11 protein-coding genes are annotated in these 13,503 nt (G+C 30.7%); 8 read left to right on the top strand and 3 right to left on the bottom strand.

The window, feature by feature from the left end:
• Nucleotides 1–63: 63 nt before the first annotated feature.
• The gene (gene lon, locus RHP49_16100; protein ID WNH12397.1) at nt 64–2,514 is read right to left on the bottom strand and encodes an endopeptidase La; all 2,451 of its coding nucleotides are present in this window, start codon (nt 2,512–2,514) and stop codon (nt 64–66) included.
• A gap of 257 nt (nt 2,515–2,771) precedes the next feature.
• Here lon and RHP49_16105 point away from each other — a divergent pair, with 257 nt between their 5' ends.
• On the top strand, nt 2,772–3,566 hold the full coding sequence (locus RHP49_16105) for a hypothetical protein (GenBank protein ID WNH12398.1): 795 nt from the start codon (nt 2,772–2,774) through the stop codon (nt 3,564–3,566).
• Between the two features lie 78 nt (nt 3,567–3,644).
• Here the strand turns inward: RHP49_16105 and RHP49_16110 are convergent, their stop codons facing one another.
• The gene (locus RHP49_16110; GenBank protein ID WNH12399.1) at nt 3,645–4,295 is read right to left on the bottom strand and encodes a rhomboid family intramembrane serine protease; all 651 of its coding nucleotides are present in this window, start codon (nt 4,293–4,295) and stop codon (nt 3,645–3,647) included.
• 61 nt (nt 4,296–4,356) lie between these two features.
• On the opposite strand from RHP49_16110, the gene RHP49_16115 reads away from it, so the two are divergent.
• Entirely contained in the window at nt 4,357–5,232 is an 876-nt protein-coding gene (locus RHP49_16115; GenBank protein WNH12400.1) for a lysophospholipid acyltransferase family protein, read from the top strand.
• An 81-nt stretch (nt 5,233–5,313) separates the two neighbouring features.
• On the opposite strand, the gene glmM is transcribed toward RHP49_16115, so the two are convergent.
• The gene (glmM, locus tag RHP49_16120; GenBank protein WNH12401.1) at nt 5,314–6,702 is read right to left on the bottom strand and encodes a phosphoglucosamine mutase; all 1,389 of its coding nucleotides are present in this window, start codon (nt 6,700–6,702) and stop codon (nt 5,314–5,316) included.
• Between the two features lie 77 nt (nt 6,703–6,779).
• Here glmM and RHP49_16125 point away from each other — a divergent pair, with 77 nt between their 5' ends.
• The 6 genes from RHP49_16125 to RHP49_16150 all read left to right on the top strand — a co-directional run bounded on the left by RHP49_16125 (nt 6,780) and on the right by RHP49_16150 (nt 13,501).
• Entirely contained in the window at nt 6,780–7,379 is a 600-nt protein-coding gene (locus tag RHP49_16125) for an acyl carrier protein phosphodiesterase (GenBank protein WNH12402.1), read from the top strand.
• Between the two features lie 171 nt (nt 7,380–7,550).
• Nucleotides 7,551–8,273, top strand: a complete 723-nt coding sequence (locus tag RHP49_16130) for a hypothetical protein (protein WNH12403.1) — start codon at nt 7,551–7,553, stop codon at nt 8,271–8,273.
• A gap of 257 nt (nt 8,274–8,530) precedes the next feature.
• A complete protein-coding gene (locus RHP49_16135) occupies nt 8,531–8,947 on the top strand; it encodes a hypothetical protein (GenBank protein WNH12404.1) in 417 nt (138 codons plus the stop codon).
• 977 nt (nt 8,948–9,924) lie between these two features.
• Nucleotides 9,925–10,773: a dihydrodipicolinate synthase family protein gene (locus tag RHP49_16140; GenBank protein WNH12405.1), complete on the top strand. Its 849-nt coding sequence runs from the start codon at nt 9,925–9,927 to the stop codon at nt 10,771–10,773.
• A 26-nt stretch (nt 10,774–10,799) separates the two neighbouring features.
• Complete coding sequence (locus tag RHP49_16145) at nt 10,800–12,344, top strand: sodium:solute symporter (GenBank protein ID WNH12406.1); 1,545 nt, start codon at nt 10,800–10,802, stop codon at nt 12,342–12,344.
• Nucleotides 12,345–12,352: 8 nt separating this feature from the next.
• Nucleotides 12,353–13,501, top strand: coding sequence for an iron-containing alcohol dehydrogenase (locus RHP49_16150; protein ID WNH12407.1), 1,149 nt, complete (start codon nt 12,353–12,355; stop codon nt 13,499–13,501).
• The last annotated feature ends 2 nt before the right edge of the window (nt 13,502–13,503 follow it).

A 13,503-nucleotide genomic window follows, 5' to 3' on the forward strand; every position in this document is an offset into this window, starting at 1 on the left:
CTTTTATTTTAAAACATAAAAAAACCTCGATTTTATTTTCGAGGTTTTTCCGAATTAAAAATTTTATAATGTCTTAGCGTTTTTAACTTTTTGATTGGTAAGCGCTATTTTAATAACATCGCTCATATCAGTCACATAATGAAACGTTAAGCCTTTTAAGTATTCAGGTTTAATTTCCTCAATATCGCGTCTATTTTCTTCACACAGTAAAATCTCTTTTATTCTAGCGCGTTTAGCTGCCAATATTTTTTCTTTAATACCTCCAACAGGGAGCACTTTTCCACGAAGTGTTATTTCTCCAGTCATTGCTAAACTTTTCTTTACTTTTCTTTGTGTAAATAATGATACTAATGAGGTTAACATTGTAACACCAGCACTCGGTCCATCTTTTGGTGTAGCGCCTTCAGGCACGTGAATATGCACATTATACTTATCGAAAACAGTTGAATCAACCCCAAATTCATCTGCATTTGATTTGATGTATTCCATAGCAATAGTAGCCGATTCTTTCATGACTTTACCAAGGTTACCAGTAATATTCATCGCACCTTTCCCTTTAGAAAGGATAGATTCTATAAATAAAATATCACCTCCAACACGGGTCCAAGCCAAACCTGTAACGACTCCTGCAACATTATTATTTTCATATTTATCACGCTCTAATTTAGGACCGCCTAAAACTTTAATAACATCTTCATTAGAAACTTTAATATCGTAATCTTCTTCCATCGCGATATTTTTAGCTGCATAACGTACCATTTTAGCAATTTGCTTCTCTAAACCACGAACACCAGATTCTCTTGTGTATCCTTCAACTATTTTTTCTAATTGAGGTTTTCCTATTTTAAGATGCTTATCGGTTAAACCATGTGCTTTTAATTGCTTAGGCAACAAATGACGTCTTGCGATTTCTACTTTTTCTTCAATAGTATAACCAGAAACATTTATAATTTCCATACGATCAAGTAAGGCTGGTTGTATTGTTGATAAACTATTTGACGTTGCAATGAACATGACTTTAGAAAGGTCGTAGCCCATTTCTAAAAAATTATCGTAGAACTCACTATTTTGTTCTGGATCTAAAACTTCAAGCATTGCAGAAGAAGGATCGCCTTGATTTGAATTAGATAATTTATCAATTTCATCTAGTACAAACACTGGATTTGATGTTCCCGCTTTTTTAAGACTCTGAATAATACGCCCAGGCATGGCTCCAATATAGGTTTTTCTATGACCTCGTATTTCTGCTTCATCACGTAAACCACCCAATGAAATACGCACATATTCTCTTCCTAAGGCTTCAGCAATAGATTTACCTAAAGATGTTTTTCCAACTCCCGGAGGACCGTAAAGACATAAAATTGGTGATTTCATATCATTACGAAGTTTCAATACAGCTAAGTATTCAATAATTCTTTTCTTAACATCTTCTAACCCGAAATGATCGCGATCTAAGATTTTCATAGCACGTTTTAAATCGAATTTATCTGTACTAAACTCATTCCACGGTAAATCTAAAAACAGCTCTAAATAGTTACGTTGAATAGAATACTCTGCCACTTGCGGATTCATACGCTGCATTTTGGCAATTTCTTTTTCAAAATGTTTAGCTACCTTTTCATCCCATTTTTTTTCTAGAGCACGCACCTTCATTTCTTCAATTTCCTCATCATGACTAACACCTCCTAATTCCTCTTGGATGGTTTTCATTTGTTGGTGCAAGAAATACTCACGTTGTTGCTGGCTCATATCCATCTGAACTCTAGATTGGATATCATTTTTAAGCTCTAGTTTTTGAAACTCAACGTTCATGAACTTAAGCGTAGCAAGCGCACGCTTTTTAAGATCGTCCATTTCTAAAAGTGACTGTTTTTCATTAACAGACAAATTCATATTAGAAGACACAAAGTTTATTAAAAACGAATTGCTTTCAATATTTTTTATAGCGAAAGAAGCCTCACTTGGAATGTTTGGACTTTCTTTAATGATTTCTAAAGCTAGATCTTTTATAGATTCGATAATAGCTGAAAACTCCTTGTTTTTAACTGCAGGTTTTGCTTCAGGAATATCTCTAATTGTTGCATTCATGTAAGGTTCTTCAGTAAGTACCTCGGCTACTTTAAAACGTTTTTTTCCCTGGATAATAACCGTTACGTTACCATCAGGCATTTTTAAAACACGTAAAATTCTAGCAACAGTTCCTGTTTCATGAATATCCATTGCAGTTGGATTTTCAATCGTTTCATCCTTTTGAGCTACTACACCTATAACTTTTCCGCCTTTATTAGCATCATTTATAAGTTTAATAGATTTATCTCTGCCAGCAGTAATAGGAATTACAACACCAGGGAACAACACTGTGTTACGTAATGATAAAATTGGCAGTGTTTCTGGCAATTCTTCATTATTTATTTCTTCTTCATCTTCAGGGGTCATTAGCGGAATTAATTCTGAGTTTTCATCAAATTCCTGTAATGACAAACTGTCAAGGGTTATAAAATTAGATTTCTTCATATATATATTTAAGTCAATGTGTCATTAAAACACACTAATCTTTTAAGTTTACAAATTATATAAATTTTTAAACATCTTAAAATCAGTTAATTAAATAAACAATAAGATGTTTTACTATTATATAAATTCAATAGCTATGCCATAATAAATTTAAAAGAAACAATATTATTTTATTGATTCAAGAAAACCCTTACACTTGTAGGATAATTCAAGTATTAAATATACTTTTACACACTTAAAATCTAAAAACAAAAAAAATGAAACTTAAACAAATCCTACTTTTTACATTATGCATTACTTTTTTTGCATGTAACACAGAATCAACAGAGAGCCCTGAAGAAAAAGAAGACACTACTTTATTAAAGAAAACTATTGAAACAGACTCTGATGGTGAAGCTGAAACAACTATATATACTTATGATGATAATAAATTAACCAGTATTGATTCTGGTGATGGTTGGAAAAACATTTACACCTATGAAAATGAAAAATTAGTTAGAGATGATCAATATACAGACAACGAGTTAACTGCTTACCTAACATTAGAATATAATTCTACTGGAAAGCTTACAAATATTAAAGAATATTTTTTAGAACCTTCTGGATTAAATGGTGCTCATAAATACATTTTAACATATAACAGTGATAATACCATAAAAATTGAAAATTACTTTGGCGATTTTGACTCTCAAACTAACCTATCTTCCACTTATACTTTTTCGTATAATGGGAAAAATATTTTTAAAATAGAAGATGATGATAATTCAAGTCCAGAATATTATAATGTAATATATGATAACAAAAACGGAATGTTTAAAAATGTAAATGCCATTGATGTATTAAATATTGTAACAGAATTATCAGAATTTAGTGCTTCACTTTATGGAAACACTAATAATCCAACAAGTATTGCTGGAATATACCACCAAGAAACATTAGATGCATTTGAATACACTTATAATGATAATAATTACCCAATAAAGGCAACTTACCACGATTCTTACCAAGGAAACATAGATTATACAGCTACCATAGAATATTTCTACGAATAAAAGCATTACAACTTAACAAAAAAAAGGCTAATTCGAAATATGAATTAGCCTTTTTTTCTTTATTAAAATTAGGATAATTTACATTTTCCCAGCTTTCTTTAAAACAAACAATAAAACTATTGGTAAAGCTAATAAACCAATCATAAGTAAATTGGTTTGAAATAACCATGGAGATAAAATTAAAGTAATGACATAGCCACCAATAGCACCACCAAAATGAGCATCATGACCTATATTGCCAATTCTTTTTTTCATTCCGTAAATAGAATATAATAAATACCCTATACCAAAAATATATGCAGGAATTGGGATAGGTATAAAAAACATTATTAAACTCATACCTGGTTGTAACAAAATAGCTGAATACAAAACACCTGTTACTGCACCGCTAGCCCCTACAGCACTATACTGGTATTCATTTTTATGAAAATATAGCGATAACAAATTACCAAAAAACAAACTCCCTATATAAATCAATAAGAAACTAACTATACCAACATAATTAATTACTGTACCTGCAAAAAAATATAAGGTTAGCATATTAAATAATAAATGCTGCGTATCTGCATGTAAAAACCCAGAACTAAATAAACGTATTTTTTCTCCACGTTGTATACCGCCAACATTAAACTTATATTGATCGAAAAAACCATAGTCACCAAAACCTTTATAAGATATAATAACATTGGCTGCTATAATTATTATAGTAACTAAATCTAAATTGCCCATTACTTAAAAATTTTAATTTCAAATTAGCATATATTTGCTGCTACAAATCTAAAATTAATTCATGCAATTTCTAGCATATATTCTTGTTTATCCTCTTTTATGGTTAATATCTATTTTACCCTTTAAAATACTATACGTTGTATCTGATGGTGTTTATGTATTACTGTATTACATTATTGGATACAGAAAAAAAGTAGTTACCAATAACTTAAAGCTTGTTTTTCCCAACAAAACTGAAACAGAAATAAAAGTCATCAGAAAAAAATTCTATCACCATTTATGTGATATGTTTTTAGAAATGGCAAAAACCATGACGATTTCTGAAAAATCATTAAAAAAACGTTTTAAAATTAAAAACCCTGAAGAATTAAAACGACTTGAGGCCTTAAATAAAAGTATTATTTTAATTTTTGGGCATTATGCTAGTTGGGAATGGTCTATTGTTATTCAAAACTATATTAATTTTAAAGGATTAGCCGTTTATAAGCAATTAGCAAACAAATATTTTGATAAGCTTGTTAGAGATATTCGGTCAAAATTTAACACCTCTTTAATTAGCACAAAAGAAACTATATCCGCTATTAATCATAATGAGGAAAATGGTATAAAAAGTATCACTGGTTTTTTAAGCGATCAATCTCCTAGACTCACTAAAGATGTATATTGGAGTTCGTTTATGGGTATAGAAGTTCCGTGTTTTACAGGTGCTGAACGTTTAGCAAAAAAATTAGATTTATCTACCGCCTTTTTAAAAGTAACCAAAGTAAAACGTGGATATTATGAAGCTGAAATTATGACACTTGCTGAAAACTCAAACGATTATAAAGACTACGAACTTACCGATATGTTTTTACGCGAAGTTGAAAAGCAAATTTATGAAGCACCTGAATATTATTTTTGGACTCATAAACGTTGGAAACATAAAGGAAAGAAGTAAATAAAAATATTTCATTACTATCTTAAACACCAAAGCAATCTAAATTATTAGATTGCTTTGGTGTTTTATTACTCAATAGCTTTAAATTTTAGCAATCGCTCCTATTTCCTCAATAAGCTTATCAGCTAAAGTATCAGCTTCATCTTGAGATTTTGCTTCTGTATAAATTCTAATAATTGGTTCTGTATTACTTTTTCGTAAGTGTACCCAACTTTCAGGAAAATCTATTTTCACACCGTCAATGGTTGTTAATTGCTCATTTTGATAACGTGCTTCAATCACTTTTAAAATACCATCAACATCTAAATCTGGTGTTAACTCGATCTTCTTTTTACTCATAAAATAATTAGGATAGGTTTTTCTAAGTTCACTTACGCTCATTCTTTTGTCCGCTAATAAACTTAAAAATAAAGCAACTCCAACAAGCGCATCACGTCCATAATGTGCATCAGGATAAATAATACCACCATTACCTTCTCCTCCAATAACTACTTTATTCTTTTTCATGAGTTTAACTACATTCACTTCTCCCACAGCACTAGCTTCATATGTGCCACCATGTTTTTCGGTAACATCTCGTAAAGCTCTGGTAGAACTCATATTACTCACGGTATTCCCAGGTGTTCTACTTAATACGTAATCGGCACAAGCTACTAACGTATATTCTTCGCCAAACATCTCTCCGTTTTCATCCATAAATGCTAATCTATCAACATCTGGATCTACCACAATCCCGAAATCGGCTTTATGCTTTTTCACTGCTTCAGATAAATCGGTTAAATGTTCTTTTAAAGGCTCTGGATTATGTGGAAAATGTCCGTTTGGTTCACAATACAATTTAATGACATCAACACCTAAACGTTCTAACAATAAAGGAATAGCAATACCACCAGTAGAATTCACACCATCAACAACTACTCGAAAACGAGCTTCTTCAATAGGTTTTACGGTAACCAATGGTAAATCTAAAACTTCAATAATATGCAAATCTATATAGGCTCTATTCTTTGTTATTTTTCCTAAGCTATCTACATCGGCAAAATTCATGGTATCACTTTCGGCTATTTCTAGAATTTTAGCACCTTCTTCACCATCAAGAAATTCTCCATCTGCATTTAATAATTTTAAGGCATTCCATTGTTTTGGATTATGACTGGCAGTTAAAATAATGCCTCCATCGGCATGCTCCATAGGAACTGCAACTTCTACAGTTGGTGTTGTAGAAAGTCCTAAATCAACAACATCAATTCCCAAACCAATAAGTGTATTCATAACTAAATTCTGCATCATCTTACCAGAAATACGAGCATCCCTACCAACAACTACTTTATAATTTTCTTTATCACGTTGCTGCTTAATCCAAACCCCATAAGCAGATGCAAATTTAACCGCATCAATAGGTGTTAGGTTTTCACCTACTTGTCCGCCAATGGTTCCTCTAATTCCTGAAATTGATTTTATTAATGTCATAGTCACTTTTAGTTTAAAAAAACAAATATAGTATTTCAAAATTGCATTTGTTAATTGGTTATTCGTAAATTTCACAAATGAATTATTTAGCACACATATACCTTTCTGGAGATAATGATTTAGTAACTATTGGTAATTTTATTGCTGACGGTATTAAAGGGAAAGATTATAAAAATCACCCAAAAGAAATCCAAATAGGCATCTTATTACATCGAAATATTGACACCTATACAGATGCTCATAAAACGGTTAGAAAAAGCACGAAACGTTTACACGAAAAATATGGACATTACTCTGGTGTTATTGTTGATATTCTTTATGATCATTTTTTAGCTAAAAACTGGAATAAATATAGTGAGACACCTCTAGATAATTATGTAAATACTTTTTATGATTCGCTTGAAGAACACTATGATGTACTCCCTTTGCGAATTCAAAAAATGATACCTTTTATGATGACTGATAATTGGTTATTAAGTTATGCTTCTATAGAAGGGATTTCAAGAGTTTTAGAAGGTATGAACAGGCGTACAAAAAATCGATCAGGTATGCATGAAGCTGTTCAAGAATTAGAAGAATTTTATAATGAATTTGAAAATGAATTTACATTGTTTTTTGACGAATTAATCAGTTTTTCAAAACAAAAATTAGAAAAATATTCTTTTGAAATATTGTAAAAGTAACTTCCGACAGAATCCATTTAAATAAGATTAAATACAAAGCCTTATACCGATTATCGAAATCAAATAACATCTGTCGGTTTTTATCGGTTTTACTATTTTAATTAGCTATTAATTAATAATTTAGAACCGGATTACTATTTTAAAATAGTCTTATTAGTGAAAATTATGCCCATCAAATCAAAAAAAATATTAAAAATAGTATTAGGAGTAATTATATTTTTCACCTTACCAAGCTTTCTTTTTTTTGGTTTTCTTTATTTTAAGTACAATGAAGATCTACCCACAGGTATTGAAGGTAAAAAAGCAGATACTTTGGCATATAAAATGCTAGAAGCTTTAAACTATGAGGCATATGAAAACACCGATTATATTGAATGGACATTTAAAAAGCGTCGCCACTATAAATGGAAAAAATCTAAAAATATTTGCGAAGTATACTGGAAAGAACACAAAGTAAATCTAGACCTGAAAAATTACTCAAATAGTAAGGTTTATATACATGGTTTTATAATAGAAAGTGATCTGAGAGAAGAGCTTATTGAAAAAGCTATAAAGTATTTTAATAACGATTCGTTTTGGTTAGTTGCGCCTTATAAAGTTTTTGATGCTGGTGTTGCGCGTAAATTGGTAACCCTTGAAGATGATAGCAAAGCCTTATTGGTTACATACACAAAAGGTGGAAATACTCCAGGAGATTCGTATTTGTGGTTACTTGACAAAACCTATAAACCTAAAGCATTTAAAATTTGGGCTTCTGTATTGCCTATTAATGGTTTAGAAGCTTCTTGGAGTAATTGGACTGCTTTAGATAGTGGTATACAATTGCCAACATTTCACAAATTACTATTTTTAGGCATAGAGATTACTGATATTAAGGGAACGTATTAAAAAAACATTGAATGCAAAAAAGTTTTATTAATAGGAAATGGATTTGACATAGCCCATAAAGCTCCTACTAGTTTTCTTGACTTTTCAGAGTATCTAATTAAAGAAATATACATTTAAAAAAGATGCATCAATATATTTTGAATCTACAATAATCAATAAAGCCTCAAAACACTGTCTTTCCGGGAAATGAAAATTTAAATTGTGCAAATTGGAACTTATTTGGTGTTTTTGTTTTCAATAAAAACAAACAATATGAAATGCTCAATAGAAATGCAGACTATTGGTTAAACCATTTATCCAACAAACTTCTCTTTATTCTATTAAAGGAAAAATCGAAATATTGGTTTAGCATAGAAGATACATTTTACAGACATATTAATGAGATTTATAATAAAATGCAATCTGCTAATTATGAACTAAAAAATTTAACTCCAACACTTGATAAATTAAATAATGATTTTAACGAGATTAAGAGTCTTCTAAAAGAATATTTATTAACTATTAATATTGAAAAAAACAGATCTGTTGAATTGTTTTTTAGAAAATTTAATGAAGGAAATAATCTCCTAAATGGTGAGTTACACATAATAAATTTTAATTATACAGGAACAATAAAAAATACAACTTACCTAAAAAAGCATTACACTTGTATTACCCAATTCACGGTACTTTAGAGAATGAAATAATATTTGGGTACGGAAATGATATAGATAATAGTTATCATTTAATAAAAGAATTTGGTGATGATAAGTTCCTTCACCATTTTAAAACTCACAAGTACTTACTTAATCCTATATTTCAAAGTATACATTCTAATTTATTGCAAACAAAAAAACTTTTTGAAGTTCATGTATTTGGACATTCGTTAGGATTGACAGATAAAACTTTACTTCAGGAAATCTTTAACTCGCCAAATTGCAAAAAAAATCCATCTTTACAAAAGATCTGATGAATACAATAATAAACTTAAAAATAGTGAACAAATCTTAGTTGAAAAAGAATTTACTAAGCTAACAATGGCTGCATCAAGAACTATTGATGATGAAATAGTAGAATTAAAATAGTTAACTGTTAAGATTCAAAATTTTTCCCTTCTATCAATCATTCAATTTATAACAGCTGCCGAAAAGAGACGAGATAGAGGTAGTGGCCGAAGGTTTTCAATGGTTTTAGATGCAGGAGAATATTTAACTGCAATTCAATCTGGGCAATAAATCATTATAAATAGGGGTAATACAGTAAGAATTTATGTTTCTAATGTAAAATCTTCAACAGATATTAATATTTATAGTATTACAGGTGCCTTAGTTAAATCATTAAAAACTAACAAAGACACTAATTTCGAATTTAAATCTGGTCTTTGGATTGCTACAGTAAAAACTGAAGAAGGTCAAAAATCAGTAAAATTATTTACTAGATAATTTATCATTTTAAATTAATACTTTTAAAGGGTGTGTATTATATAATACACACCCTTTTTTGATATACATATATTATCTATTTAGCCTATTTATTTTATAATTAAATTCAAGTTTATGAAATTGGTCGCCGCTCAAAAATTACACAGTTTAATTATTGATTTAACAATATTGCAAGTTAGATTCTACAATGTCTATCATAACTAATTTATAACCCTTATTATTATTATTTTATGCAAAAACGTTTTTCAGGAGTTGTAGTACCAATGATAACTCCACTAAATAAAGATTTAACTGTAGATGTTGTTGCTGTAAAACGCATTGTGACACTATTTTCTAAAAATAACATTCATCCTCTAGTTTTAGGAACAACAGGTGAATCAAGTTCTATTAACGAAAACGAAAGTATTAAATTAGTTGAAGCTGCAGTAAAGGCAAAGGGTGAAAATCAATGTATTTATGCCGGGATAGTTGGTAATCAAGTCAGTGATTTAATTAATCGTGGTAATGCATATATAGCGCTTGGTGCAGATTGTGTGGTTGCTACTCTTCCCTCCTATTATGGACTTACACCAGATCAAATGACTATTTTTTATAAAACACTAGCCGATAAAATATCTGGACCAATAATGCTATATAACATAACAGCTACTACACAAATGTCTATTCCATTTGAAGTAATTAGCAAGTTATCTAATCATCCAAATATATGGGGGTTAAAAGATTCGGAACGTGATTTAAATCGCATGAAAAATTTTATAAATGAATATAGAGAAAATGAAAAATTCTCATATTTCTGTGGATGGGGAGCACAAAGTGCTGGAAGTTTAAAACTGGGAGCCGATGGCATTGTACCGAGTACAGGTAATTATGTGCCAGAAATGTACAAAGAGTTATATAATGCTGCTTTAGATAAAGAATGGAATGTATGTAGTAAATGGCAAAAAGAAACCGATTTAATAGCTCAACAATACCAAAAAGATAAAACTTTAGGGCAATCACTAGCAGTTCTAAAATCTTTGATGCAGAAAAAAGAATTATGTAATAAAACCATGATGCCACCATTAACCGAGGTGGAATAATTTATACCAACTATAACCAAACCATTATGCTAAATATTCACTGGATTGATATTGTTATCGTAATTATTTCTGTCGCCTTTACTTTAGGTGCAGGATTTTACTTTGCAAATCGACAAAAAAGTTCCGATCAATATTTCTCAGGAAGTAAAACCATACCTGCCTGGGCTATAGGTATTTCAATTTTTGCCACTTTAATAAGTAGCGTAACGTTTTTAGCTTATCCGGCAGCGGCATACAAATCAAACTGGATTTTATTGGTTCAAGGTTTAATGGTTCCAATAGTTTTAATTGGTTTAATTTGGGTTATTGTTCCGCTATTCCGTAAGGTAATCAGACTAAGTACTTACGAGTATTTCGAGCGTCGATTTAGTGTGTTCGCTCGTATGTACAGCTCTGTTGCTTTTATTCTTACTCATTTTTCAAAAATGGGAACCGTTTTATATTTAGTAAGTTTAGCATTAGCAACACTTACAGGAATAGATGTAACTACATTTATTTTGTTTTTAACAATTATCATTATCATTCTAACCCTATTAGGTGGTATGGAAGCTGTTATTTGGATGGATGTTATTCAAGGGTTTTTACTTATTGGAGGTGGCTTGTTATGTATAGGTGTTTTATTATTTAATTCCGAAGGTGGTCCTGGATATATGATGAGTGAAGCCATTTCAATGAAGAAAATTGATTTTGGTCCTTATGATTTTAGTTTTTCAGAATTAACGTTTTGGGTTTTAATTATTAACGGTGCTTTTTATGCGCTACAGAAATATGGTACCGACCAAACTATTGTACAGCGCTACTTAGCTGCTAAAAATGATAAAGATGCTAAAAAGGCAGCCTATATTGGTGTTTTGGCAAGTGTCCCAGTTTGGGCATTATTTATGCTTATTGGGTCATTATTGTTTGTGTTTTATAATACGGGTGGCGCTGTTTTGCCAGAAGGAATGAAAGCAGACCAAGTATTTACTTATTTTATTGGAACCGAATTACCAGTAGGTGCTGTAGGCTTAGTATTAGCGGCTTTAATTGCGGCAGCGGTGTCTAGCTTAGATTCAGATATGAATTGCTTAGCTGCTATTGGTGTAGAAGATTTTTACCAGCGATTTAATCCTAATTGCTCTGACAAGCAACGTTTAATTGTCGGACGCCTACTAGTACTTTTTGCAGGAATATCTATGGCTAGCGTAGCATTATTATATGCAGCTTGGAGTGGTCAAGGCGTTTTAGGAGTAGTTTTTAAATTATATGCTATTTTCTCTGCTGGTATTGTAGGCATTTTTCTTTTAGGATTATTCTCAAGACGAGCAAATAAACAAGGATTACATATTGGTATTGCAACTTGTATAGCTTTCACTGCTTATGCCATATTAACAACTACCAAAATTGGAGATTCATTAATACTTGATTTAGGACATTATAATTTTCCTCATCATAAATACATGTTGGGTGTTTATAGCCATCTTATTGTATTGGTAGTAGGTTACTTTGCTAGTTTTTTATTTAAATCTGAAAAAGTAAAAGACGAATTAACCATTTACGGATATTTCAAACTAAAAGAAAAAGAATCATAAAACATAAAATGAATTCAATCACATTATTACAACCTCAAAAAATTGTTTTTGGAGAAGATTCTATAAAAGAACTTTCTAATGATTCTATCATAGAAAATTCAAATAGAATATTATTATTAGTCGCCACTCCATTATTAGATGCTGTTGAATCAACGACAAAAAGTATTCAATCTAAAAATAAAGAAGTGCAACTTGTAGAATACACGTTTGTTGGAGAACCTACATTTGCTCAATTTAATGAATTACTAAATGCTAATAAAGGGTTTAATCCCGATTGTGTAATAGGAATTGGAGGCGGAAGCGTATTAGATTGCGCTAAATTACTAGCAGCACTAATTAATAATACACAAAAGCTTGAAGATATTGTTGGTATTGGTTTTTTAAGCGGAAGAAAAATAAAGCTAATTTGTATTCCAACAACATCAGGTACAGGTAGTGAAGTATCACCAAATGCCATTTTATTAAATGAAGAAACACAAGCTAAAAGCGGTATTATTAGTCCGTATTTAGTTCCAGATGCTTGTTATCTTGATCCTGTTTTAACACTTAGTTTACCTCCAAAATTAACAGCAGAAACAGGCATTGATGCTCTATCACATTGTATTGAAGCCTATACCAATAAATTTGCGCATCCAGCAGTTGATACGTATGCTTTAAAAGGGATTCAACTTATTTCAGAAAACATTCAAAAAGCATATGAAAACGGAAATGATATAGAAGCACGTTCAGCGCTTTTATTAGGTTCTATGTATGGCGGATTGTGTTTAGGACCAGTAAATACATCGGCTGTTCATGCATTGTCTTATGGTTTAGGTGGTAAATTCCATATTGCTCATGGCTTATCGAATGCTATCTTAATGCCCGAGGTATTACGTTTTAACCTTCCTTCTAACCCCAAAAGACATGCCGAAGTAGCTAGAGCTTTAGGCATAACATGGAATGGGAAAGATGAATATATAGCTTCAACAGGAATAGAAAAAATTGAAGGATTATTAAAAACATGTGGTATTCCTAAAAAATTATCTGAAATTGGTATCACCGAAGCTATTATACCAGAATTAGCCGATATAGCGATGAAAGTAACTCGTTTGCTTAAAAATAACCCAAGAGAAGTTACAAGGGAAGATGCTATAAATATTTATAAAAAATTGCTTTAAAA

This window comes from Flavobacteriaceae bacterium HL-DH10 (assembly GCA_031826515.1).
GTDB classification, from domain to species: domain Bacteria; phylum Bacteroidota; class Bacteroidia; order Flavobacteriales; family Flavobacteriaceae; genus Thalassobellus; species Thalassobellus suaedae.